The following is a 25944-nucleotide window of genomic DNA, read 5'->3' on the forward strand; positions in this document are numbered from 1 at the left end:
TGTATTAATATGTATATATACAATAATAAAAAAGTCGATTTGAGACTGTAACTATAAATTTTAGGAGGATTCAAATGAAAATCACAGCTAAAATGGTAAAAGAATTAAGAGAGATTACAGCAGCAGGAATGATGGACTGTAAGAAAGCATTAACTGAAAAAGAAGGTAATATGGAAGCAGCAATTGATTACCTAAGAGAAAAAGGAATGGCTAAAGCAGCTAAAAAAGCAGGAAGAGTAGCAGCAGAAGGAATGATCTTTGATGGTATTTCTGAAGATGCAAAAACTGCAATAGTTTTAGAATTCAACTCTGAAACTGACTTCGTAACTAAAAATGATGAATTTATTCAATTCGGAAAAAATGCTGTAAAATTAGCTTTAGAAAATGGTGTTAAAACTGTTGAAGAGTTAAAAGCATTAGAAATAAACGGAGAAACAATCGAAACTTTATTAACTAACTTAATCGCTAAGATCGGTGAAAACATGAACTTAAGAAGATTAGAGACTGTTACTACTGAAGGTTTCGTAACTACTTATAACCATATGGGTGGAAAATTAGGAGTTATCATCGAAATGACTGGTGAAGCTACTGAAGTAAACGTAGAAAAAGCAAAAGGAATCGCTATGCATGTAGCAGCTATGGACCCTGGATACTTATGTCCAGAGCAAGTAACTACTGAAGACTTAAAGAAAGAGATGGAAATAGCAAGAGTTCAATTATTAGAAGAAGGAAAGCCTGAAAAAATAATTGATAACATCTTAAAAGGTAAAGAAAGAAAGTTCTACGAAGAGTCTTGTTTAGTTAAGCAAGTTTACGTAAGAGCAGAAAATAAAGAAACTGTAGAGAAATTTGCAGGAGATATAACAGTAAAAGGATTCTCTAGATTTAAAGTTGGAGAAGGAATTGAAAAGAAAGAAGAAGATTTCGCAGCAGAAGTTGCAGCTCAACTTAACGCATAATTCTTTTAGGGGTATAACTTTTGTTATGCCCCTTTTTTTCGACATAGAGACTAAAAAATACTAAAAAAATCCAGGAGGAAATATGACACCAAAATATAAAAGAGTTCTTTTAAAATTAAGTGGAGAAGCTTTGATGGGAGAGCAGGAATACGGGATTTCATCTCATATGATAAATATGTTTTCTAAACAAATTGTTGAGTTGGCTAATTTGGGAATAGAAGTAGGAGTTGTTATTGGTGGAGGAAATATCTTTAGAGGCCTGTCTGGTGAAGAACAAGGAATCGATAGAGTAACCGGTGACCATATGGGAATGTTAGCTACAGTAATCAATGCACTTGCATTACAAAATACAATTGAAAAGTTAGGGGTTCAAACAAGAGTTCAAACAGGATTAGAAATTCCTAAAGTAGCAGAACCATTTATCAAAAGAAAAGCTCAAAGACACTTAGAAAAAGGAAGAGTAGTAATATTTGGTGCTGGAACAGGAAATCCATACTTTACAACAGATACAGCAGCTGCTTTGAGAGCGATGGAAATAGATGCTGATATCGTAATGAAGGGAACGAAAGTAGATGGAATATTCGACAAGGACCCAGCTAAATATGCAGATGCAAAAAAATATGATACAATTACATATTCAGACGTTATAGCTCAAGGTCTAAAAGTAATGGACACAGCAGCAATTTCATTATGTATGGATAATGATCTTCCGATTTTAGTATTCGATTCATTGGTGGATGGGAATATTAAAAAAGCAGTATTTGGAGAAGTTATAGGAACAACAGTAGTAAAATAATATTGTTTCTTATTATAGTTTTCACTGACAAGCTGTAATTTTTTCTAGTTATAAAAAAATTACAATGTCATAAAAGAAACTAAAGCAGTATAATTATGCTATAGTTTTCTTTTTAATATACAAGTATTTATAACTAGAAAATCTTGTATTGGTCAACGAAAAAACGTAATAGGGAAAAGTTAATTAATCAATGGAGGGAATAAAATGTCAAAAATATTAATAACAGAAACTAAAGAAAGAATGGAAAAAGCTATCGATTCAACAAAACATAGATTTTCTACAATAAGAGCAGGTAGAGCCAATGTAGCTATGTTAGCTGACGTAAAAGTAACTCAATACGGAAGTGAAATGCCTTTAAACCAAGTAGGAAACGTATCTGCTCCAGAAGCAAGATTATTAGTTATAGATCCTTGGGATAAAACTGTAATTCCTGCAATTGAAAAAGCAATCAACTTAGCTAACTTAGGACTAACTCCTAATAATGATGGTAAAGTAGTAAGATTATCTATACCTGAATTAACAGCTGAAAGAAGAAAAGAATATGCTAAGATGGCTAAAACTGAAGCAGAAGCTGGAAAAATAGCTGTTAGAGGGATAAGAAAAGATATCAACAATAAGTTAAGAGCTGCTGAAAAAGATGGAGATATCACTCAAGATGAGTTAAAAGCTTTTGAAACTGATGTTCAAAAACTTACAGATGACTATATCAAAACAGTAGATGAATTATTTAAAAAGAAAGAAAAAGAGATCACAACTGTATAAGACCTCACCCCTAGCCCCTCTCCTAAATTAGAGAGAGGGGAAAAGGATATTTTTAGGGAAAGTAAAAGACCATTCGATTGAATGGTCTTTTTTTATAACTTCAAGTTTTATTTTTCTATAGTAAACCCTATTCCTCTGATAGTTTTTATCAACTTTACAGGGAACTCCTTGTCTATCTTATCTCTTAAATATTTGATGTATACATCTAAGATACTATCACTTCCATCGTAACCCCATACATTTACTAAGATCTTATTTCTAGTTAAAACTATACCTTTATTTTCAATTAAAAATTTTAGGAGCTCAAATTCTGTTTTAGATAATTTAATATCCCTTTCCCCTCTGATAGCTACGAATCTGGAAAGATCTAAAGTAAGGTCTTTAACAGTCATTTGGTTAGTAGTATCCTGACGGTGAATCTTTCTAAGATGTGCTTTGATTCTAGCGGATAGTTCTAAAGATTCAAATGGTTTAGTCAGGTAATCATCAGCTCCGAATTCAAAACCGGTAATTTTATCGGTAATATCGTCTTTAGCTGTAACCATGATAACGATAGTCTCAGGGTAGAATTTTTTGATCTCTTGGCATACCTTAGGTCCTTCGACCTTAGGAAGCATCCAGTCTAGAATAACTACATCATATGTTTTTTCTCTGATCTTGTTTAAAGCTTCAAATCCATCATAGGCTACGTCTACCTTATACCCTTCATATGTTAAGTGTAATTCCATTAAACGAGCTATCTTAGTCTCGTCTTCTACGATTAAAATATTATACATAAATTCCCCCTTATTATTGTCTGCAATCTTATTTATATAGGAAGTTTAAGAGTTACGGTAGTCCCCCTATTGACTTCACTATCTATAAAAATATGACCATTATGCATATCTACGATACTTTTCACGATAGAAAGTCCCAAGCCATTTCCACCGGTATTTTTTGTTCTTGCTTCATCCACTCTGTAAAATCTGTTAAATAACTTTGGAATATGTTTCTCAGGGATTCCAATCCCTTCATCTGAAATTTTAATTTTAAAATAACTTTTCCCTATTTCACAGGAAATAGTTATTTTTTTATTTTTTGGTGTATATTTTATAGAATTTTCCATGATAGCTCGAACTGCCTGTAAAACTAATTTTTCGTCTATAAACCCATGAAATTCAGGGAAATTCTGTATTGAGTAAGAATGTTTTTTATCTATCATTTTAAATTCTTTATGAATTCTTTTAAGTAAGCTAGAAATATCTACATCTGTTAAATTTAGTTTATACCTGGTATTTTCTTCCCGGGCAATGAATAAAAGTTTTTCCATGAGGTCGGTCATATTGAAAACTTCTCCCTTAATAGAAGAAAGAGCCTCCTCAGTTAGATCCTTATTGTCAATTCCCCATTGATTGAGCAGATCCACATATCCATTTATAATGGAAAGAGGAGTTCTCAGTTCGTGGGAAGCATCGGAAATAAATTTTGTTTGATTTTCAAAAGAGCGTTCTAATCTTTCCATCATATCATTTATAACTTTTATCAGTCTTCCAATTTCATCATCATGGTTAGAAGCTTCAATTCTCTTATTCAAATTATGAAGGTTTATTAATTCAGCAGTATCTGATATTGAATTTATTGGTTTTAAAGTTTTCTTTGCAAAAATAACTCCGGTAACAATGGAAAAAATAAAACCAACCAAATCGATGAGAAGCATTGTAGATGTTAGAGCATCGATGAGTGAATCAGAAGCTTTTAGATCACTGATTAGCTGTATGTATATCGGTTCCCCAGAAGGGGCTTTTATCATAGTATTCAAATAGAAAAATCTATTTTTTTTCAATTTAATAAAGTGATACTCTCCTACCTGATCGAGATCGATAGTGTAGGGAAGGCTTATTTTCTCAAAGGTTTGATAAGTTTTTTTTGGGAATTTAAAATTAACATATATTTGGTCTCTATGGGAACTCACTTTATCTATAATGTTTGAAATTTCTTCCTCTCCCAAGACGGTAGAGTCAGAGATTATATTACTGACTTCTTCTAAGATAACTTCTTTTCTAGCAATAACAAGAGATTGCTCTAAGGTATTGATGTGTGTTGAAATAGAGACGTAGATAATAAGGTTTAATACCAATAGAGTCAAAACAAATGTAAGGGAAAAAGACATAGCTATCTTAGTGGAGATCTTATTAAAAAAATTAAATTTTTTCATGGATAGTACTCCCTTATGGAATGTTTTTTTGATGTTCGAAATTATATTTTTTTGAATATAAGATTTTATTATTTAATGGAAAAAATTTAGACCTAACTATAATATCAATATTTTTATCGGTATTATAAAGGGCGTACTTAAGGATAAGGTTAAATACATGTTTATCAAACCTAAACTTATTATATCTATTCCAATGATAGTAATCTAAAATAGTCGGAATATAAAATTCTATGATAGCCTCAGATGGACCTATATTAATAGTATACTCTAAATTTAGAGTATTTAAACCATCAGTAAAAGAAATTTTTTCCAAAGATCCATAGGATGTAGAACAAATTAGAGTAAAAAGCATGAAAATAAAGGTTATTTTTTTGTTCATAGAGTATCTCCTAGTTATATTTTTAAAATTTAATATCTATTTACAATCATAACATTTTTAGTTTAGAATTTTCTTAGAAAAAATAAAAAAAGTAGAAAAAAGTAGTTTTTCCATTAAAAATGGCTAAACTACTTTTTTTATTTTAAAAAATATTCCTATAAATTATAAGATAATTCCATAGATAATTGTGGAAGTTGCAGCTAATACAAATCCAACTGCTGATTCATATGGAATTAATTTTAGTCTGTCGTTAAATCCAGTAGAAGTACAACCTGCTGTGGCATGGAAGAAAGATCCATGAGGAAGATGATCTAATACTGTTGCACCGGCATGAAGCATAGCTGCTCCATAAAGACCATTGATTCCAGCTGCCATTATAGTAGTAGCAAATGTAGCAGAAGCAACGGCTGTACCAGCGGTAGTTGAAGCTGTAGCGGCCGACATTAAACTTCCTGCTATAGGAGCTAATAAAAATTCAGGTAACCCCATACTATTTAGGGCATTTAAAACTACATCTTTTAGTGTAGAGTTAGAGATAATACCTGCAATTGTACCTGTTCCCATTAATATGATAGCAACTCCAGTCATCTTAGATAAGCCATACGACATATAAGTTTTTAAATGTGGTAATTTACCCATAGCAGCACAACCAATTATTCCTCCTACAGGAAGAGCTATAAGTGGATCTACAGAGATTCCGGCAATAGGTCTTAGAGCTAGTAATCCAATTGTGATTATTGGTCCTAAGATAGCAGGCAAAAATCCAGGCAGCTCTTTTTCAATCTCGTGTTCATCGGATTCAGTAACCATTCCACCCTTGTTGATCAAAGTTTTAGCTATTAATACTGTAGCGACAAGTCCGAAAAGAGCCGGAATAATATTGGCTCCCATAAGTGATGATAACTCTACATGGAAGTTTTCTGCTGCTGCGATGGTATTTGGATTAGGAGAGATAATATTTCCTGATTTTCCTCCACCGATCATAGCCAGCAAGATAGCCATCTTAGATAAATTTAATCTCTTTGCAATGGCAAGTGCTATAGGGGAAACAGTGATAACTGCCACATCTACAAATACTCCTACAGAAGTAAGGATAAGTGTTGCCAAAGCAAGGGCTAGAAGAGCTCTCTTTTCACCTAATTTTTTGATAATAGTTTCTGCAATTTTTCCGGCAGCTCCTGATTCGATTAATACACCGGCTAAAACTCCAGCCGTTAAGATCCTGAGTACTGCTGGTGTAATTCCTTTGGCTCCATCGACCATAAGTGATACTGTTTCCGGCAGGGTAGCTCCACCTGCTAGACCACCAATCAATGCTCCGATAATAAGTGAGTATGCCGGTTGATTTTTTTTGATAATTAAAACGATTGCGATAACTAATCCTAAGACTGCTCCAAATGCTGATACTTGCATATTCTTTCCTCCCTTTTTTATTTGTTTATTACTTTTATAAGTCTAAAAATTTCCTCTATATTTTTTTCTACTAAACTACCTGCTCTTTCTGGATTCATAGCTTCCTCCAGTGTCATAGGGTAGTTCATAATAGAAAAAACTGAATCAATGCCATGATTATGTACCTCTCCTGCATCATCTGCTACGCCTCCAGCTATTGCTATAACTGGGATGTCATATTTTTTAGCTAACTTTGCTACTCCTACAGGAGCTTTTCCCATAACAGATTGAAAATCCATTCGGCCCTCTCCTGTTATGACAAAATCAACACCTTCTAATTTTTCCTTCAGTTTTACTTCCTCTAAAACTATATCGATACCGGGTTTTAATTCACCATCTAAAAAGGCAAGGAATCCTCCTCCCAGACCACCAGCAGCTCCAGCTCCAGGCACGTCAGCAATATCTCTATCTAAGAGTTTTTTTATAGTTTGAGAAAAGGCTTTTAATCCTTTATCAAGTTCTAAAACCATCTCATCGTCGGCACCTTTTTGCCTTCCATATACATGAGCAGCTCCATTTAATCCGTAAAATGGATTATCCACATCACAGGCGATTAAAAATTTACACTCTTTAACCTCAGGCAGCAATCCAGACAGGTCTATTTTTTTTACTTTAGACAGCTGTTTACCTCCATGGCCTAATTCTATATTATTTTCATCATAAAATTTAACTCCAAGGGCTTTCATCATCCCTATCCCGCCATCGTTGGTAGCACTTCCACCTATCCCTACAAGAAATTCACGACACCCCTTGGTTATGGCATCTTTTATCATCTCACCAGTACCATAGGTTGTAGTTTCCATAGGATTTCTTTGATCAGAAGGGACTAAGGGCAGGCCAGATGCTGTAGCCATCTCTATCACGGCAGTTTTTTGATCTCCTAATATTCCATATCTAGCTTTTATAGGAAGAAGTATAGGACTTGCAGCTATGATTTCCACATAACGTCCCCCAGTTCCATCAACTAAAGCTTCGATAGTTCCCTCTCCTCCATCGGCTACAGGAACTTTTATTATATCTGCATCTTTATATACTTTTTTTATACCATCCTCTATTCTGTCAGCCAGCTCATTAGATGACAAACTTCCCTTAAAGGAATCTATAGCAATTAAAACTTTCATTTTACCTCCCATTCTACTAGTGTGAAAAATGTTCATAAAAAGGAATTTTTCACTAATTGTCTTACACTTTATGATTTATTATACTATATTTGTAGAAAATGTCAATAGTTGTCTTACAATTTTTGAAAAATAGACACTTTTATGTTATATACTTTTTTAAAATAAATTAAAAAGGGGTTTTACCTGCCTTTGACAGGTAAAACCCTCGGTTTAAAAATTTTTTTTATTTAAATCAGGTGTTCGATCTCTTCGAACAGGTTGAAGCTGATGAAGATACCTAAGATAATTAGAACTATTCCAATGACCTTGGTATATTTTTCCCTGTGTTTTTCCTTGAACTGCAAAGGCAGAAAATTAAATAAAGTAACCGGTATAATCAATCCTGTTATATAGGGTAAGATTATAAAAAAATTTAAATAGGAGTTTGTTTTTGAGATTAAAGGAACCATTGGGATAAATATGTGAGCAAAGGATTGGATCCATGAAAAAACAATGAAAACTCCTACTAAAACAGGATTTGTATTTTTTATCCTCTCCACAGTGAGTAGAAGATGGGAATGTTTATGCTTTATAATACCCAAGAACATAAGTCCAAAGAGAATAAACATTATTCCAATAATATAATTGAATATCTTTTGATGAAAGATGTGAGTTAAAAGATCAGTAAAAAAAAGGAATGAAAAATTAATAATAATTATTCCCAAGATACTGCCTAAGATAAATTTTTTCCTGTCTCTGACTAAAACCAAAGCAGCATAGAATGTAGTGATAGTCCCGATAAAACATGGGTGAAAAAATCCTGAAATGCCCAAAGTAAAGGCAACGAAATAAATCATAGATACTCCTCCTAATTTTTTTATTCTAAGATTATATACTGAAATTATAAAAAAAATCCTGTATAGAACAAGATAATAACTTTATGGTTTGAGTAAGATATAGTATAATTTAAACTATAAAATAATGGTACAGGAGGGTGTATTATGAAAAAAAGAGAGGATTATCTCAGCTGGGATGAATATTTCATGGGGATAGCAGTTTTGTCGGGACAGAGAAGTAAAGATCCTAGTACTCAAGTAGGAGCTTGTATAATAAATGAGGATAAAAAAATTGTTGGAGCAGGATATAATGGATTTCCCAAGGGGTGTTCCGATGAGGAGTTTCCGTGGGGAAGAGATGGAGGATTTTTAGAGACTAAATATCCATTTGTAATGCATGCAGAACAAAATGCGATCTTAAATAGTATAAAAAACTTAAAAAATTGTACTATATATGTAGGGTTATTTCCATGCCATGAGTGTGCTAAGTCAATAATTCAAAGTGGAATAACTAATGTGGTCTATCTTTCTGATAAATATGATGGGACAGATTCTAACAAGGCATCTAAGATGCTTTTAAACAGTGCAGGGGTAAAATATACTAAATTAATCCCAAGAAAAATGGAGATATCTATCTCTTTAGATGAAAATTTAATTTAATTTTAAAATCGGTAACCTATGTTACCGATTTTTTTCTTTTTTTACTGATATAATCAATTATAGAAAAGAAGAAAGAAGGAGAAAAAATGTTTAATAAACTAAAAAAATTATTTAGTAAAAAAAATGAAAATGGAGGAAATAATATGTCAATGTTTTGTTACCAATGTCAAGAAACAGCAAAAGGAACTGGATGTACAATAGCAGGTGTCTGTGGGAAGAAGCCAGAAACTTCTAATTTACAAGACTTATTAATATATACAGCTAAATCAATAGCTATTTTAAGAGAAGGAATTGATTTAGAGACAAGAAAATCTTGTGGTTGTTGTGAAGGAATTGATTACTATATAACAAATGCATTATTTACTACTATAACAAATGCTAACTTTGATGACGAGGCTATCGCAGCTCAAATTACAGAAGGTTTAGCATTAAGAGAAAAATTAAAAGCTAATTTTATTAAAAAAGGAAGAACTCCTAAAAGATTAGAAAATCATGATGCATTAACATTTACCGTAGAAACTATGGAAGAGATGCAGGCTAAATCATTATCAGTAGGAGTATTAGCAACTGAAGATGAAAATATCAGATCACTTAGAGAACTTACTATATACGGATTAAAAGGAATGGCTGCATACTATGAGCATTCAGTAAACTTAGGATATAAGAATCAAGAGATCGTAATGTTCATGGAAAAAGCTTTAGTATCTACATTAGATGATACTTTAGGATTAGACGAGTTAGTAGCATTAGTATTGGAAACAGGAAAATTCGGTGTAGACGTAATGGCATTATTAGACAGTGCAAACACTGGTAGATTCGGAAACCCTGAATTAACTGAAGTAAATATCGGGACAAAATCAAACCCTGGAATATTAATTTCCGGACATGACTTAAATGATATAGTTCAATTATTAGAGCAGACAAAGGGAACTGGAGTAGACATATATACTCATTCAGAGATGTTACCGGCTCATTACTACCCTGAGTTAAAGAAATATGATCACTTAGTAGGTAACTACGGAAATGCATGGTGGAAGCAAAAAGAGGAGTTCGAATCATTTAACGGACCTATCTTATTCACAACAAACTGTATAGTTCCTCCAAAGGCTGGAGCATCATATGAAGGTAAAGTGTTCACTACAAATGCAGCTGGATACCCGGGATGGGTTAGCATCAAGGAAGACGAAAATGGAAATAAAGATTTCTCTGAAATCATAGAAATGGCTAAAACTTGTGAAGCTCCTACTCAAATCGAAGAAGGGACTATCGTAGGCGGATTCGCTCATGAGCAGGTATTCGCATTAGCTGATAAAGTAGTAGATGCAGTTAAAACTGGAGCAATCAAGAAGTTCTTCGTAATGGCAGGTTGCGATGGAAGAATGAAATCAAGAGATTATTATACTGAATTTGCTGATAAGTTACCAAAAGATACAGTAATCTTAACAGCAGGTTGTGCAAAATATAGATACAACAAATTAGAATTAGGAGATATCGGCGGGATTCCTAGAGTATTAGATGCAGGACAATGTAACGACTCTTACTCTTTAGCTCTTATAGCTCTTAAATTAAAAGAAGTATTTGAATTAAATGATATAAATGAATTACCAATTGCATATAACATTGCATGGTACGAGCAAAAAGCGGTAATCGTATTATTAGCTTTATTACACCTAGGTGTAAAGAATATCCACTTAGGACCGACATTACCAGGATTCTTATCTCCAGCAGTAGTAAACGTATTAGTTGAAAACTTTGGAATAGCAGGAATCGGATCTGTAGATGACGATATCAAATTATTCATGGGTGAGTAATTTAATAGTTATAGAATAATAAAAAGACCTAGATTTTTATCTGGGTCTTTTTTTGTTACTTTTATTTAACAGTCAGCCTTTGAATCATTAACTTTATCGTAGTGAACCTTAGACACTAGGATACCATTTGAGTATTCATTCTCAAAATGAACCTTTCCTATCCTAGAGTTTCCTTCATTATTTACAGGACTTGATTCATATCTTACCAAAACTTTTCCTGTAAATGGAGTGTTGTTACTCAATTTATAATACACTCCATTTTTTTTATTTACTTTAATAGCAGAATTAGCCTTATTTTGCTGGGTATATGCAAACATTAAGACTACAAAAAGAACCCCTGCTATAATCATATTTCTTTTGATATTGATCTCCATAATTTTCCTCCCGATTAAATTAATAATTCTTTATAGACATATTTTATGACATTATTGTGAAGGTAATGTGAAGGTAGAGAAAGGGTTCCTCTTTAATTTTTCACTAAATCTTCACATGGGCAGATTAGAATATTGATATAAAACAAGGGAGGGGATTCAGATGATGCATGGATATGGTTTTGGGAGTTCTATGTTTATGGGAGGAGGAATTTTTATGTTTATATTTTGGATATTAATTGCAGTGGTGATAATTTCGATGTTTAGTAGTAGATTCAAAGGAAATGGATTTAAATCAGATGCTGATACAAAGGAAACTCCCATGGAAATATTGAAAAAAAGATATGCTGCAGGAGAGATAACAGAGAATGAGTATGAAGATATGAAGGAAAAGCTAAGAGATTAAAAAAATAAAAAGGAATTCTAAGTTATGTCCCGTATATATTGTAACGATATATTAATTTTAGTGGAGGGGATATGAGATGGCATGGGATAGATTAAAAAGATTTTTTGCAAAGGAAAAGGAGTTAGCAAAGGAAGTAGAAGAGGAAGTAAAACACATTCTTGTAAAAGATGAAAAAGTGCCGATGTTTTGCTATCAATGTCAAGAAACAGCAAAGGGAACAGGCTGTACAGTAGCGGGAGTCTGTGGTAAACAAGCTGAAACGTCTAATTTACAAGATTTACTCATCTATACCTTAAAAGGGATATCAATCTTGAGGGAGGGGCATCCATTAGAGCATAGAGATGATTGTGATATATGCAAGGGAGTAGATTATTTTATTGCTAATTCATTGTTTACTACGATTACTAATGCTAATTTTGATGATGATGCTATTGCAGTAGAGATCAAAAAAGGACTTGAAATCAGAGAGGGGTTAAAAGAAGGAGGTTGTGTACCTAAGAGATTAGCTGATCATGATGTACTTACGTTTACAGTAGATACCATGGAAGAAATGCAGGAAAAAGCTCTAAGTGTAGGGGTGTTATCAACTGAAAATGAAGATGTAAGATCTCTGAGAGAACTTTCAATATACGGGCTAAAAGGAATGGCTGCTTACTATGAACATGCCAATAATTTAGGATATAAAAATAAAGAGATAGTAATGTTTATGGAAAAAGCATTGGCATCTACATTGGATGACAGTCTTTCAGTAGATGACTTAGTGGCATTGGTATTAGAAACTGGTAAATATGGTGTAGAAGCAATGGCACTACTGGATAAAGCGAACTCTGGAACATTTGGAAACCCTGAAATGACAGAGGTTAATATAGGTGTAGGAACTAACCCGGGAATATTAGTATCTGGGCATGATCTTAACGATATGGTTCAATTATTGGAGCAGACAGAAGGGACAGGTATAGATATCTATACTCATTCAGAGATGCTGCCGACTCACTATTATCCAAAATTGAAGAAATTTAAGCATCTGGTAGGGAACTATGGAAATTCATGGTGGAAACAAAAGGAAGAGTTTGAAACTTTTAACGGACCGATCATATTTACGACTAACTGTATAGTACCTCCTAAGGTAGGAGCATCCTATGACGGAAAAGTATTTACTACAAATGCTGCAGGATATCCAGGATGGGAGAGAATTGCAGTAAATGCAGATGGGACAAAAAACTTCTCTAAAGTTATAGAGATGGCTAAAACTTGTAAAGCTCCTACTCAGATTGAAGAGGGAGCAATCATAGGTGGATTTGCCCATGAGCAGGTATTTGCACTAGCTGATAAAGTAGTAGATGCAGTTAAGAGTGGAGCAATCAAGAAGTTCTTCGTAATGGCAGGTTGTGACGGAAGGATGAAATCAAGAAATTATTATACAGAATTTGCTGAAAAATTACCAAAAGATACAGTGATCTTGACAGCAGGTTGCGCTAAGTTTAGATATAATAAATTGAATTTGGGAGATATCGGTGGAATACCTAGAGTATTAGATGCAGGACAATGTAATGACTCTTACTCTTTAGCTTTAATAGCCCTTAAATTAAAAGAAGTATTTGAGTTAGAGGATGTAAATGAATTGCCGATTGCATATAATATTGCATGGTATGAGCAAAAAGCAGTAATAGTATTATTAGCTCTATTATCATTAGGTGTAAAGAATATCCATCTAGGACCAACATTACCAGGATTCTTATCTCCAACAGTAGTAAATGTATTAGTTGAAAACTTTGGAATAGCAGGAATCGGATCTGTAGAGGATGATATTAATTTATTTATGGGTGAGTAAAAAATAACAATAAAAAAGAGCGATAAAATCGCTCTTTTTTTTATGTTTATACCTCGTATAAATTGCTGTATTTCTCAATTAAATAGTCTACATAATATTTTGAATTAGGAGTCTCTCCAGTGGCAATTTCCATAATTTCATTGGGATCTTTAAGTTTTCCGTATTTATGGATATTTTCTCCTAAATATCCTTTTATTTTATCTAATTTTCCCTCTTTTAGAAGTTTATCTACATCTAATTTATTTCTCATTGTATTCATTATCTGAGAAGCATTAGCACTTCCTAAAGCGTAAGATGGGAAATATCCAAATAACCCGGCAGCCCAATGGACGTCCTGTAGAACACCGTCAGAATCGTTAGGAGGAGTTACTCCCAAATACTTTTCCATTCTCTCATTCCAAATTTTTGGTAACTCTTCAGGTGTAATTTTACCTTCAATAAGTTCCTTTTCAATCTCATATCTGAGGATAATGTGTAATGAATAAGTCAGCTCGTCGGCTTCCACTCTAATCAAGTCTGATTGGCTTTTGTTGATAGCTTTATAAAATTCTTCCAAAGTAACATCTTTTAGGTTCTCGGGGAAAGCCTCCTGTAATTGCGGATAGATCGGAATCCAGAATTCCAAACTTCTGGCAATTAGATTTTCATATAATCTGGATTGAGACTCGTGGATACCCATGGAATTTCCACCGCCTAATCTAGTTTCCCATATGTCCTCTCCTATATTTTGTTCATAGAGGGAGTGACCTGATTCATGGATAGTTCCGAAAAGAGATGGTTGTAAATCATTTAAGAAATATCTGGTAGTCATTCTCACATCATATTTGTTGAGTCCCATAGAAAATGGGTGTGCACTTTCTTTCAATAGACCTCTTTCGAAATCAAATCCAAGATATTTTGCTATGAAGATAGAAAATTCTTTTTGTTTCTCGATAGAATAGTCAAGTTTTAAAAGATCATTGGATATAAAATCTTTCTTTTGGTTGATTTTTAAGATAAGGGGAACAAGTTTATCCTTTAAATTTTCAAAGAATACATCCAGCTGTTTAACAGTTATTCCAGGCTCATAGTCATCGAGAACAGCATCATAGGGATGTTCTTTATATCCTTTATAGTTTACATATTTTTGTTTATATTGGATGATCTTTTTTAAGTAGGGTAGAAATAATGAAAAATCATTTTTTTCTCTGGCTTCTGCCCATATAGGCTGAGCTTGAGACAGAAGTTCACTATATTCTTTATACTCGTTTAGTGGTATTTTTTTTATATTTTCGATGTCTTTTTTAGTTTCAATGATGATTTTTTTATGGATGGTATCTAAAAGATCTAAATTCTCAAGTAAAAGATCTAAATTTTTATTGAATTTGTGATCCGTTAAAATTTTATGAGATTCACCACTGTAAAAACCTAAAACTTTAGAAGCCTTTCTAATCCCTTCCTTGGGTGCTCCAGTTTCTAAATCCCAGTAAATAATCGATGATGCATAGTCATAATTACTGAGTTCCTCCAACTTATTGGTTACATAGTCCAATGCTTCTTGATATTTCATTTTCTCCCCCCATGATCTATTTATTTTTTATCTAAAATCAAATTATTTAAAGATGATTCTTTTTTCCTTTTAGATGGGTCGATCAGGCCGTATTCAACCATTAATTTTGAATCGGTTAAGTTTTTGTTGTTGTCAAAATAATCCTGTCCAATAAATGAAACATATGTAGAACCCACAATCCAGGTATGCTCATTTCCTCTGATAGAAAAATTGTCGTAATTTTCTTCGAAGGTCGTAGAGTTTGGTTCTCCCCATTTTTCTGAATAATCTTTGAATAGTCCTTCTACATCAGCTGATCTGACCTTAGTTGTATCAAAGACAGTTACTATCTTATAAAGCTGGTTCTCCACTAGATAAAAAACTACCTTACCTATATTTGTATCTTTGGGATAGTAGTTATATTTTGTGACTTCGTTGCTGGTTGTGAATTCGCTTTCCACCTCAGGATAGAAACCTTTGATAGCATCTATAGTGAATCCCCATCCTAAACTTTCAAAATTTGGGATAGCGAAGGTTAAGCAGGTTGTTAAAAAAAATAGTGTTATAATTTTTTTCATTAGTTTTTCTCCTCAAGACCAATGGATTTTGCCTTCTTTAGGAGCTGATTCGAAATATCTTCGATAAGTCCCTGAGTACTGAAATCCTTAAATATTTTAATATTATCTATGATGTAAAGAGTATCTTCGATTTTCATTCTACCGCATCCAATAGGCATTCCAAAGTCGTATAAGATAGCATAGTATGAATCTTTAACCTCTTCAATTTGGACCTCTCCCGTAACCTCTTTCATTATTCTAGAGTAGGACATAAACATAAGCGGTCCCTTTCCAACTTCTACTTTAAACATATATTCCTCCTGATTTTTTAATTTTATATTGTATTTATAATCTATTATCTATTATATCATGAAATTTATATCATCTTGTAAAAATCAAATTAAATTTATCGGACAATTTATCATTTAAAGAATACCCATCTAAATTAAATTTTTTGATCTCATCGATAGAGGTAACATTATTTTTTATTATATAGTTCAGCATCATACCTCTTCCTTTTTTAGAATAAGCACTCACTGATTTGTAGAGTTCTCCTTTTCTTTCTTTGAAATCTATAGTCAGCATGGGTTTTTCTATGAGTTTAGAAAATTCTTTAGAAGCCAAGTTTATAATGAACTCATCATCTTTGAAATATTCATTTATTTCCTTTCTCCAGAACTTATATAAATTCTGATCCTCTAGGAGTTTCATATTCATATCTAATCTATATTCTTTTATAAGATTAGAAGGTTCTATTACCCCGTATAGAGCCGAAAGAATGATGAGGTGAGTATCTAAAAATACAAACTCCTCCTGGTTATAGTTAGTTAAATCTAGTTGTTTAAATGAGACTCCATTGTAAGCAGTTATCGCTTTTTTAGTATTGGCATTTTCGAAATTTTTATAGATCTCTTTTACATGATTTAAGGTATTTCCCTTGATTTTCATTATCTTAGTTATTTCATCTAGAGACAGAGTTTTTAAGTTCTCTAGAAGAAAATTTGTTTTATCGGTGAAATTTATTTTAAGGGGATCTTTTATGGAATTTGAAAAATCCATAGACTTTGCAGGTGAAAATATGATTTTCATGGTTACCTCCTATATTATTACTACTTTAATTATAATACAGGGTAGGGGGGAATTCATAATTTTTATCTGTTTAATATTATTTTAAATTAAAGGAGTATAGGTGTTTTCACCCTCATGTATTATTTCGTAGATAGTTTCTTCTATAATTTTAAATCCTAATATTATTTCATCTTCACTCACAGCAGCAAAACTAATCCTTATTTTATTGGAACTAGTTTTTTTATAAAAAAATACATTCCCAGGTAGAACATTGACCCCTCGTTCTTTAAATTTCATATATAATAAATCACAATTTAAGTTATTTACAATTGAAACCCAGAAATAAAAGCCACCTTCAGGAAGATAATCTAATTTTAAAAATTTTGATTTAAAAATAAGAGATTTTACCAGTTCATATTTCTTTTTATAAAAACTTCTTATTTTTGATAGATGTTCCTCATAATGATTTTCTAAAAATACATTTAATGATTTTTGAGATAGATTACAAGACGAGATATCAGAGATAAATTTAGAGTTAATAACGCTGGAAATAAATTTTTTAGGTGGGATCAAATATCCTAATCTGAGACCAGGCATAATAACTTTAGAAAAAGTATTGATGTAAAAAACTTTATCGTTAAAATCTATAGACTTTATAGAAGAAGTAGAAATATCATGGTAATACAATTCAGATAAGCAATCATCTTCAAGGATATAAAAATTATATTCTTCAGCTAAGTTTAATAGTTTAGTTTTTTTATCCTTGGACCATTTATATCCCGTTGGGCTCTGAAAGTTAGTCATGACATAGATATAATCTATTTTAGAAGATCTAAGGAGATCTTCTAATGCTGCCATATCAAAGCCATCTGCTTGTACAGGGACAGTTTTAATTTTACAAAAATTGGAAAAAGTAGTGATTGCACTGGAATAAGTGGGGCTTCCCAAAACAATGGTAGAGCTATTTTTTATTATCCCTTTTTTTAACAGATCTAAACCCTGTTGTGCACCATTAATAATCTGAATTTCCCTGTGAGAGATATTTTTTATCTCTTTTTTTAATAGGTTAGCGATATTTTTTCTCAAATCGAAATTTCCCTGTGAATCTTCGTAAATAAATAGATCTGGAGCATCTCCTAAAAAAAGATCGGAAATAATATTTTGAAATATCTTGGTTGGAAATATTTCTTTATTGGGGGTAGCGCTGGCAAAGTTAATATTGGAATTTATTTTGATCTGCCCTCCTTTAAAATTTTCCAAGATTGGTTTTTGCAGGGTACAGGTATTGTTTAAATTTATATTTTTAACAAAGGATCCGCTTCCTTTTACTTTGTAGATGTAACCGTCTGTTTCTAACAGTGAGTATGCCTTTAAAACAGTTATATTATTTATTTTAAGTTTGTTTGCAATCTGTCGTATGGAGGGTAATTTATCATTTACTTTGAATCTTTCAACCAGTATTTCTTCCTTGAAATATAAATAGATTTGTTTGTAGATATCTGTGTCTTTATTTAGAGTTATTTTTATGTTCATTTATTCTCCTTTGGTTTAAAAGTGTTATACACCACTTTTGTCTAGATCTTATTGACAAAGTGTAATTTGAATACTATACTTGTTATAAATATACGACAATAATACAAAAAAATCAATAACAGTATTAAGTGGTGTATAACAGTTGTTCCGGAGGAGTTAATATGAAGTATAACTTTAATGAAAAAATTGATAGAAAAAATAATCATTCTGCTAAATGGTCAGAAATGGATAAAAATTTTGTTTCAAATGACCTTTGGCCTATGTGGATAGCGGACATGGACCTGAAAACAGCCCCAGAGGTAACTAAGGCCATGGCAGAAAAAGCTCCAGAGGGTATTTTTGGTTATGTTTATAGGCCGGATGCCTACTATAGGAGTGCTGTGAGATGGTGTAAAGATAGATTTTCCTGGGAGATAGAGACAAAAAACCTCATCCATACTCCAGGAGTAGTACCGGGGATATCTCTTATGATAAGACTATTAACGAACCCCTCGGATAAAATAATGATACAAAATCCTGTATACTATCCATTTACAAATGTAGTAAAGAAGAATAACAGAAACCTTGTGGTAAACTCATTAATCAAAGATGAGAGTGGATATTATACTATGGATTATACAGATTTTGAGGAGAAAGCAAAGGATCCAGATTTAAAGTTTTTTATTCTTTGTAACCCCCATAATCCAGTGGGAAGATCTTGGAAGAGAGATGAGCTTGAAAAGATAGGAAAGATCTGTTTAGAAAATAATGTAAGAATAATTTCAGATGAGATATGGAGAGACCTTGTAATGCCTGGGAATGTACATACTCCAATGTCTTCTATCTCAAAGGAAATAGAGGACATTACAATTACTTGTTTTTCTGCAGCCAAAACTTTTAATTTAGCAGGACTTCAGGCAGCATTTTTACACTTTCCAAGACTGGATGAGAGAGAAATAATGGATACAGAGCTTGGGATATTAGATATAAAAAGAAATAATCCATTTGCAATTGTTGCAGTGGAAGCAGCTTTTACAAGGTGCCATTCGTGGGCAGATCAACTGGTAGAGCATATAGATGGAAATATGGATTATTTGGTAGATTATGTTTCTAAAAATCTACCAAGAGTAAAGGTAAGAAAACCAGAGGCGACTTATCTTGTTTGGCTTGATTTTTCAGACTATGGCCTAAATAAAGATGAACTTTCGAGACTAATGCAGGAAAAAGGAAAGATAGCACTAGATGATGGTTATTGGTTTGGAGTAGAAGGGGAAGGTTATGAAAGGATAAATGTAGCGTGCCCAAGATATATGTTAGAAGAGGGAGTAAAGAGAATAAAAAAAGCATTGAGTCATCTATAAACAATGGTTGAGATATAAAAGGTTAAATTTATTAGGGAATTTAAAGGAGGAAAAATGAAGGGGATTCAAGAAAAAGGGTTTGGAACAAAGGCGATACATGGGGGAGCAGAAAAAAATCCATTTGGAACATTAACTACACCAATATATCAAAGTTCTACATTTGTATTTGACACTGCAGAACAAGGTGGTAAAAGATTTGCTTTAGAAGAAGCAGGATATATTTATTCAAGATTAGGAAACCCTACATCAAGTGTTGTAGAGGGGAAATTAGCGTTATTAGAGGGAGCAGAAGCGGCGTTAGCTACTAGTTCAGGAATGGGAGCTATCTCATCTACAATGTGGACATTACTTAAAGCTGGAGACCATTTGTTAGCTGACAAAACTTTATACGGTTGTACATATGCTTTATTAAGTCATGGGTTAACTAAATTTGGAATCGATGTGGAATTTGTTGATACTTCTGATTTAGAAGCAGTGAAAAAAGCTATGAAACCTAATACTAGAATAGTTTATTTAGAAACACCGGCAAACCCTAACTTAAAAGTTGTGGATGTAACAGCTGTTTGCGAGATAGCCCATAAAAATGAAGGAACTAAGGTAGTAGTAGATAATACATTTGCAACACCATACCTTCAAAATCCTATAAAATTAGGAGCTGACTTAGTAGTTCATTCAGCAACTAAATATTTAAATGGTCATGGAGATGTAGTAGCAGGATTTGTAGCAGGAGATTTAGAAACGGTAACTCAAATAAGGCTAATAGGTGTAAAAGATATGACTGGTTCAGTTCTTAGTCCGCAAGATGCTTTCCTTATGATAAGAGGAATGAAAACTTTAGAGCTTAGAATGGAAAGACACTGCAGTAATGCATATGAGGTAGCTAGGTTTTTAGATGCTCATCCTATGGTGGAGAAGGTATATTACCCAGGACTTGAATCTCATGAGGGACATGAAATTGCAAAGGAACAAATGAATGGATTCGGTGGAATAATGGCATTTGAGGTGAAGGGTGGAATAGAAGCAGGGAAAAAATTATTGAATAGCTTAGAGTTATGTACTCTAGCGGTGAGTTTGGGAGATACAGAAACATTGATCCAGCACCCGGCATCTATGACTCATTCTCCATATACTAGAGAAGAGAGAGTGGCATCAGGAATTACAGATGGATTAGTTAGAATATCTGTAGGTTTAGAGGGTGTAAACGATATTATAGATGATTTAAAGCAGGGATTGGAAAAAATATAAATAAAATTATTTAGGGGGGTTATTTATGTCTGGGCAGCTGAAAAAAAATGGGATTTGGGAATCGTATAAACCTATGATTCTTTTGTTAATAGGAATCGTAGCTGGGAGTATTATTGGTTTGATTTATGGGGAAAGAGCAATAGTTTTGAAACCATTTGGTCAAATTTTTCTTAATTTAATGTTCACAGCGGTAGTACCACTGGTATTCTTTAGTTTGGCAAGTTCAATAGCTAAGATGTCAAATATGAAGCGTTTAGGAAAAATACTTAGAAATATTTTAGGGATCTTTTGCATAACAGGGATGTTTGCTGCAATCATTATTATTATCATAGTTAGAATTTATCCACCGGCACAGGGTGTGGTAATGGACTTCGGAGAATATGTTCAGCCTGAAAAAGCTAACTTATTGGACCAGTTAGTAAAAGCTCTTACAGTTGGAGACTTTAATTTAATTCTATCTAAAAATGCCATGCTTCCATTGATAATATTTGCCATGACATTTGGTTATTGTGTCAGTGCAGTCAATAAGGCAAAGGGTGTTACTACAAGTGCCTTGGTAGATGTATTGGATATGTGTAGTGAAGTATTTATGAAGATGATAAGTATTATTATGTTATATGCACCAATTGGATTGGGAGCTTACTTTGCAGCATTGATAGGTCAGTTTGGTGCTGACTTATTAGGAGCTTATGCCAGAGCTATCTTGATGTTTTATCCTATTTGTATCATCTATTTTTTAACAGCATTTACAGGGTATGCATATTATGCTGGCGGGAAAAAAGGAGTGAAATTATTTTATAAAAATATATTTCCTGTAGTATTAACATCACTGGCTACTCAAAGTTCAGTGGCTACCCTGCCGACTAACTTTGAAAGTGGAAAAAAAATAGGAGTGCCTGAAGACATAAGTAGTATAACTCTTCCACTTGGAGCAACTATTCATATGGATGGAACAGCTTTGACTACATTGATGAAAATAGCTTTCTTATTTGGAATCTTTAATATGGAATTCACAGGAATAGGGACATGGGCAACTGCTATTGCCATATCGGTAATGTCTGGAGTTGTAATAAGTGGGATTCCAGGAGGAGGAATGATGGGTTCACTTATCATTGTTGCTTTCTACGGATTTAACCCAGAAGTTATACCTATTATTGTAACAATAGGTATTCTTACAGATGCTATGGCTACAATGATAAATGCAACTGGAGATTGCGTGGCATCTATGATGGTAGCAAGAAGAGTTGAAGGGAAAGGATGGATGGAGAAATCTATTGAAAACTCGGAAGAATTAAAAGTAGATACCATCGTTTAAAAGTTCATGGATGATGCTATAAACTTATAAAAAAGAAAGGCTTAAATCCTATAATTTTAGGATCTAAGCCTTTTTTATTGAGTGAATTATTCGACTATATCATGAGATTTTTTGGTTGTACTCTTTATGAGATATAGTTCTTTTATTAGAGCAAAAGTAGGAATGGCTATTATGATTCCTAGAGCTCCCCAAATACTTCCACCAAGGGTAACGGCTGCAATGGTCCAAAACATACTGAGATTCAGGCTGTTTCCTAAGATCTTAGGTTCTAAAACCCAGGCATCAAATTGCTGTAACAGTGCCAGGAAAATTATAACTATAAGGGTGTTGCTGGGATTGGCGAACAATGCTATAGTTGCTCCTAAAACAATTCCTATAAAGGGTCCCACATATGGGACAAAATTAAATATAGTGATAAATATTCCCAGTAAAATAACATAGGGGATGTGGAGGATTGTCAACCCAACCATGGCGATTCCTCCAATTATCATGGAATCTAAAGTTTTTCCAGAAAGGTATCCTAAGAATACCCTTTCTATTTTTTTAGAAAGAATTTTTATTCCTCTAGATAAAGTTTTGGATAAAAACGTATCTAAAATCTCCTTGGCCAACTTATGGAAATATTCCTTATTTCCCAAAAAGAATATAGAAAATATAAGGGAAAAAATCAAACTTATAATTTTTGCTGTAACTCCTAAAAACTGTCCAATCAAGAAAGAAAATTCCTGTTGTAGGAAAATAAGGGTTTTTTGCTGTAAAAGTAAAAGTTCATTTAAGATGTTGACATCCTTTAAAAATGGAAAGAGATGTCTATATTTATCTACAGAATTTTCAAAGACTGAGATATATTTTGGATAATTTTCTATTAGGTCGGATATATTTCTCGTTAATCTAGGAATTATAAATGAAAAGAATAATCCTAAGAGGAGAATAAGGGAAAAATATAATATTGAGATACTATACTTTCTTTTTATTTTTTTATTTTTTTCTAAGAATTTAAGGATGGGATTTAATAGAAAAGCAATGATTCCCCCATAGATAAATACTGAAAAAAAGGAGAAAAATTTATTGATAGTTAGGGTTATTGCTCCTGAGTTATTAAGTCTTGTGTAGATTAAAATTAAAATTATCCCTGTAAATAAGGGTTTGTTTATTTTTTTCATTTGAACTCTCCTTTTGCCTAAATAAATTAAAAATCATGCCTATATTAAATTAGTTTTTGAATTGTTCTTTAATTTTACCCGATATAACAGGCAAAATCAAACTAAAATTATTAAAAAAGTTTTATAAATCCACACTTTTAACCCTTGAAATAAGAGTTGGAGGAAACCTATTTTTATTGCTAAAATTCATTAAATGTTATATAATACAATATAAAACAATAAAGGAATTAGGTGGTAAAAAATGAAAAAAGGTGTAAACAAAGATAAACCAAAAGGAACAGAATACAATATATTGAAGGCTATAAAAAAAACAAAGAGATTTGCAGAGGTAAAAGAAGCTGCTAGAAGAACCGATAAGAAAAGATTAAATTCAGAAGCTAGAAAAGAAAAGGACGAAAAACAAGCTAAGATAGATGCTGCTAAACAATTAACATTGGTAGGATATAAAAAAGGTTATATCTTGGTAGAAATAGATGGAAAGATAGAAAAAAGAAAGCCTTTCTATCCAAAATTAACTTTTACTAAGGAAAATTACAAAACTCATATCGGGGATATAGCAATAAAGTTATATGGTAATCATATTAGAATAAGAGAAATATTAGGGTATAAAAATATCGTAAAGGAATTGGCATTTGAAATAGAAGGAACATTGTAAGATGGTAAAAAAAATAGTTATTAGATGTCCGAAGTGTAAGAAAAAAATGAAAATTATGGATAAACCTGCTAAATACAGATGTCCTAGTTGTGGAGAGATCTATAAGTATACTGCGTTAAAAAAAGTGGCTGGATATCCTGGAAAAGTTGTAGCTGGAATATTTCAAACGGGAAGAGACATAGTTATAGGTGCAAAAACCAAATATACTATGGCTAAAAACACTGCTAAATATATGAAACAAGTCAAAAAAAATATGAAGGCAGACCCTAATTGGTCCAATGTAAAAAAAGAAGAAAATCGAATGAAAGAAGCTGAAAAAGCAAATAAAAAATCATTTTTCGATAAATTTAAAAAAAAATAAAATTAGATTAATTAAAAAAGTCTACTCTTTTGATGGGGTAGACTTTTTTTCTTTTTATTTTTAAAGGAATTATCTTAAAAGATATGTAAATTAAAACAAGGTAAAAAAAATAAAAAGGAGGGATTTATGAATTCTTATTCAGATGTTGAAAAAAAATTATGGCCTAAATATCGTGAAGAAATAAATCATTCTAGAAATACCGTTGAAGTTGAAGGGGTATTTACTATGATGATAGCAGATCTTTTAAGTGAGGTTCTTGGAGAAAAAATTTATTCAGAGGATATTCTTTTTCATCCTAAAGAAGAGTGTTACTATAGGTTTACAGAAAAATTATTGAAAAAAGAAAATTTTAAAACTGCCTTTGAGAGTTCAGATTTAGGAGCTATTATAGATAGATTTGCTCATTCGGCAAATAGCAGATATGTTCATCTAAGTAAATTACCTGAAAAAACTAATTCAAAAATAAAAAGACATTAATCCCTGATTATTCAGGGATTTTTTTTGTATAAGTATTTTTAATTTTGATCTTTAAAAATCAAGGATTAGTGGAATCTGCCAAGTGGAAAAACATCTCTATCTATGGTATAATTTTATGATTAAATGGATAGTTATGCACTGAACGATAACTAGGTTAAGTTATGAAAAATAGTAATAAGAGGTGAAAATAGATGATAAAAATATATATAGCTCCCATGGCGGGAGTAACAGATTATACATATAGAAGAATTATGAATAAATTCAATCCAGATTTAATGTTTACCGAGATGGTAAGTGTAAACGCAGTAAAGATGGCCAATGAAAAAACAATAAAACAAATGCTTAGATTACTGCCCAATGATGGGGTACAGATTTTTGGACGGGACATAGATGTTATGGTGGAATGTGCCAAATATGTGGAGAGTTTAGGAGTAACTTATATAGATGTAAATATGGGATGCCCTATGCCTAAGATTACAAAGAACGGCTATGGATCAGCTCTGTTAGAGGATCCAGAACACATAAAAAAATTGATGACAGCTATAAAAGAGGCATTAAAACCTGAAACAAAATTATCTATGAAGATAAGAATAGGTTATAAGGAACACAAAAACCCAATAGAGATAGCCAAAATAGCAGATGAATTAGGTCTTCATCATATTACGGTCCATGGCAGAACTAGGGAGCAGATGTATAGCGGAACAGCTAATTGGGAAACTATAAAACAGATAAAAGAAGCTGTATCCATACCAGTTATTGGGAATGGGGATATATTTTCAGCTGAAGATGCATATGAAAAAGCCACTGAATCAGGAGTAGATGGGATAATGCTGGCTCGTGGAATATATGGAAATCCATGGCTGATTCAGCAGATAAGGGAAAAATTTGAAACTGGAGAAGTGACAACAAAAGTAACTTATATCGATAAGATAGATATGGCGTTAAAACATATAGAATACATGAGGGAAGATTATCCAGAAAAACAGTTTAATTTTGAGGTAAGAAAACATCTATGTTGGTATTTAAAAGGTGTAACCGGTGGAAGTAAGATAAAAAATTTACTGAACAAGATAGATAACTATGATGAGATAAGTGAAGTATTGATGAGGTTAAAAGAAAAATTAATAGAATACAATTCACAATAA

Annotated in this window: 27 protein-coding genes; 14 read left to right on the top strand and 13 right to left on the bottom strand. The window is 32.5% G+C overall.

Features of this window, described 5'->3' with window-relative positions; genetic code table 11:
• Positions 1-74: 74 nt before the first annotated feature.
• The 3 genes from tsf to frr all read left to right on the top strand — a co-directional run bounded on the left by tsf (position 75) and on the right by frr (position 2517).
• Positions 75-959, top strand: coding sequence for a translation elongation factor Ts (gene tsf, locus K337_RS0102065; RefSeq protein WP_028855106.1), 885 nt, complete (start codon positions 75-77; stop codon positions 957-959).
• Positions 960-1041: 82 nt separating this feature from the next.
• Entirely contained in the window at positions 1042-1755 is a 714-nt protein-coding gene (gene pyrH / locus K337_RS0102070; protein ID WP_028855107.1) for a UMP kinase, read from the top strand.
• Positions 1756-1959: 204 nt separating this feature from the next.
• On the top strand, positions 1960-2517 hold the full coding sequence (gene frr, locus K337_RS0102075) for a ribosome recycling factor (RefSeq protein WP_028855108.1): 558 nt from the start codon (positions 1960-1962) through the stop codon (positions 2515-2517).
• A gap of 107 nt (positions 2518-2624) precedes the next feature.
• On the opposite strand, the gene K337_RS0102080 is transcribed toward frr, so the two are convergent.
• From K337_RS0102080 to K337_RS0102105, 6 genes are all read right to left on the bottom strand, one after another.
• Positions 2625-3293, bottom strand: coding sequence for a response regulator transcription factor (locus tag K337_RS0102080; RefSeq protein ID WP_028855109.1), 669 nt, complete (start codon positions 3291-3293; stop codon positions 2625-2627).
• Between the two features lie 32 nt (positions 3294-3325).
• Positions 3326-4711 carry a sensor histidine kinase gene (locus tag K337_RS17480; RefSeq protein WP_051251567.1) on the bottom strand — a complete coding sequence of 462 codons (1386 nt, stop codon included), beginning with the start codon at positions 4709-4711 and terminating at the stop codon, positions 3326-3328.
• Between the two features lie 13 nt (positions 4712-4724).
• Complete coding sequence (locus K337_RS0102090) at positions 4725-5090, bottom strand: hypothetical protein (RefSeq protein ID WP_028855110.1); 366 nt, start codon at positions 5088-5090, stop codon at positions 4725-4727.
• Between the two features lie 162 nt (positions 5091-5252).
• On the bottom strand, positions 5253-6503 hold the full coding sequence (locus K337_RS0102095; protein ID WP_028855111.1) for a GntP family permease: 1251 nt from the start codon (positions 6501-6503) through the stop codon (positions 5253-5255).
• Between the two features lie 17 nt (positions 6504-6520).
• A complete protein-coding gene (locus K337_RS0102100) occupies positions 6521-7663 on the bottom strand; it encodes a glycerate kinase family protein (RefSeq protein WP_028855112.1) in 1143 nt (380 codons plus the stop codon).
• Positions 7664-7890: 227 nt separating this feature from the next.
• Positions 7891-8499: a hypothetical protein gene (locus K337_RS0102105; RefSeq protein ID WP_028855113.1), complete on the bottom strand. Its 609-nt coding sequence runs from the start codon at positions 8497-8499 to the stop codon at positions 7891-7893.
• A 144-nt stretch (positions 8500-8643) separates the two neighbouring features.
• On the opposite strand from K337_RS0102105, the gene K337_RS0102110 reads away from it, so the two are divergent.
• Both K337_RS0102110 and hcp (K337_RS0102115) read left to right on the top strand, forming a co-directional pair.
• Positions 8644-9138, top strand: a complete 495-nt coding sequence (locus K337_RS0102110; RefSeq protein ID WP_037029061.1) for a deoxycytidylate deaminase — start codon at positions 8644-8646, stop codon at positions 9136-9138.
• A gap of 143 nt (positions 9139-9281) precedes the next feature.
• Positions 9282-10949, top strand: coding sequence for a hydroxylamine reductase (gene hcp, locus K337_RS0102115; protein ID WP_028855115.1), 1668 nt, complete (start codon positions 9282-9284; stop codon positions 10947-10949).
• 65 nt (positions 10950-11014) lie between these two features.
• On the opposite strand, the gene K337_RS0102120 is transcribed toward hcp (K337_RS0102115), so the two are convergent.
• Positions 11015-11323 carry a hypothetical protein gene (locus K337_RS0102120; protein ID WP_028855116.1) on the bottom strand — a complete coding sequence of 103 codons (309 nt, stop codon included), beginning with the start codon at positions 11321-11323 and terminating at the stop codon, positions 11015-11017.
• A gap of 160 nt (positions 11324-11483) precedes the next feature.
• On the opposite strand from K337_RS0102120, the gene K337_RS0102125 reads away from it, so the two are divergent.
• The gene (locus K337_RS0102125) at positions 11484-11726 is read left to right on the top strand and encodes an SHOCT domain-containing protein (protein ID WP_028855117.1); all 243 of its coding nucleotides are present in this window, start codon (positions 11484-11486) and stop codon (positions 11724-11726) included.
• 181 nt (positions 11727-11907) lie between these two features.
• Positions 11908-13557: a hydroxylamine reductase gene (hcp, locus tag K337_RS0102130; RefSeq protein WP_245584887.1), complete on the top strand. Its 1650-nt coding sequence runs from the start codon at positions 11908-11910 to the stop codon at positions 13555-13557.
• Between the two features lie 46 nt (positions 13558-13603).
• On the opposite strand, the gene K337_RS0102135 is transcribed toward hcp (K337_RS0102130), so the two are convergent.
• The 5 genes from K337_RS0102135 to K337_RS0102155 all read right to left on the bottom strand — a co-directional run bounded on the left by K337_RS0102135 (position 13604) and on the right by K337_RS0102155 (position 18243).
• Complete coding sequence (locus K337_RS0102135; RefSeq protein ID WP_037029065.1) at positions 13604-15106, bottom strand: carboxypeptidase M32; 1503 nt, start codon at positions 15104-15106, stop codon at positions 13604-13606.
• A gap of 20 nt (positions 15107-15126) precedes the next feature.
• Positions 15127-15663, bottom strand: a complete 537-nt coding sequence (locus tag K337_RS0102140; RefSeq protein WP_028855120.1) for a hypothetical protein — start codon at positions 15661-15663, stop codon at positions 15127-15129.
• Positions 15663-15953 (bottom strand): hypothetical protein, encoded by a 291-nt coding sequence (locus tag K337_RS0102145; protein ID WP_028855121.1) that lies wholly within the window; start codon positions 15951-15953, stop codon positions 15663-15665. The genes K337_RS0102140 and K337_RS0102145 overlap by 1 nt, the downstream gene beginning before the upstream one ends.
• Positions 15954-16023: 70 nt before the next feature.
• Entirely contained in the window at positions 16024-16731 is a 708-nt protein-coding gene (locus tag K337_RS0102150; protein ID WP_028855122.1) for a YaaA family protein, read from the bottom strand.
• A gap of 81 nt (positions 16732-16812) precedes the next feature.
• A complete protein-coding gene (locus tag K337_RS0102155; protein WP_028855123.1) occupies positions 16813-18243 on the bottom strand; it encodes an aminotransferase-like domain-containing protein in 1431 nt (476 codons plus the stop codon).
• A gap of 161 nt (positions 18244-18404) precedes the next feature.
• Here K337_RS0102155 and K337_RS0102160 point away from each other — a divergent pair, with 161 nt between their 5' ends.
• Genes K337_RS0102160 through K337_RS0102170 form a run of 3 tightly spaced genes read left to right on the top strand, consistent with a single transcriptional unit; the run spans position 18405 to position 22143 of the window.
• Positions 18405-19583 (top strand): MalY/PatB family protein, encoded by a 1179-nt coding sequence (locus K337_RS0102160; protein ID WP_028855124.1) that lies wholly within the window; start codon positions 18405-18407, stop codon positions 19581-19583.
• A gap of 54 nt (positions 19584-19637) precedes the next feature.
• Positions 19638-20828 (top strand): methionine gamma-lyase, encoded by a 1191-nt coding sequence (megL, locus tag K337_RS0102165; RefSeq protein WP_028855125.1) that lies wholly within the window; start codon positions 19638-19640, stop codon positions 20826-20828.
• A 25-nt stretch (positions 20829-20853) separates the two neighbouring features.
• On the top strand, positions 20854-22143 hold the full coding sequence (locus K337_RS0102170) for a dicarboxylate/amino acid:cation symporter (protein WP_028855126.1): 1290 nt from the start codon (positions 20854-20856) through the stop codon (positions 22141-22143).
• Between the two features lie 86 nt (positions 22144-22229).
• Here K337_RS0102170 and K337_RS0102175 read toward each other — a convergent pair whose 3' ends face one another.
• Positions 22230-23306 (bottom strand): AI-2E family transporter, encoded by a 1077-nt coding sequence (locus tag K337_RS0102175; protein WP_028855127.1) that lies wholly within the window; start codon positions 23304-23306, stop codon positions 22230-22232.
• Positions 23307-23547: 241 nt separating this feature from the next.
• Between K337_RS0102175 and K337_RS0102180 the strand changes: the two genes are divergently transcribed.
• From K337_RS0102180 to dusB, 4 genes are all read left to right on the top strand, one after another.
• Positions 23548-23961 carry a hypothetical protein gene (locus K337_RS0102180; RefSeq protein ID WP_028855128.1) on the top strand — a complete coding sequence of 138 codons (414 nt, stop codon included), beginning with the start codon at positions 23548-23550 and terminating at the stop codon, positions 23959-23961.
• Position 23962: 1 nt separating this feature from the next.
• The gene (locus K337_RS0102185) at positions 23963-24322 is read left to right on the top strand and encodes a hypothetical protein (protein WP_028855129.1); all 360 of its coding nucleotides are present in this window, start codon (positions 23963-23965) and stop codon (positions 24320-24322) included.
• Positions 24323-24448: 126 nt separating this feature from the next.
• Complete coding sequence (locus tag K337_RS0102190) at positions 24449-24799, top strand: hypothetical protein (RefSeq protein WP_028855130.1); 351 nt, start codon at positions 24449-24451, stop codon at positions 24797-24799.
• A 191-nt stretch (positions 24800-24990) separates the two neighbouring features.
• Complete coding sequence (gene dusB / locus K337_RS0102195) at positions 24991-25944, top strand: tRNA dihydrouridine synthase DusB (RefSeq protein ID WP_028855131.1); 954 nt, start codon at positions 24991-24993, stop codon at positions 25942-25944.

This window comes from Psychrilyobacter atlanticus DSM 19335, assembly GCF_000426625.1.
GTDB classification, from domain to species: domain Bacteria; phylum Fusobacteriota; class Fusobacteriia; order Fusobacteriales; family Fusobacteriaceae; genus Psychrilyobacter; species Psychrilyobacter atlanticus.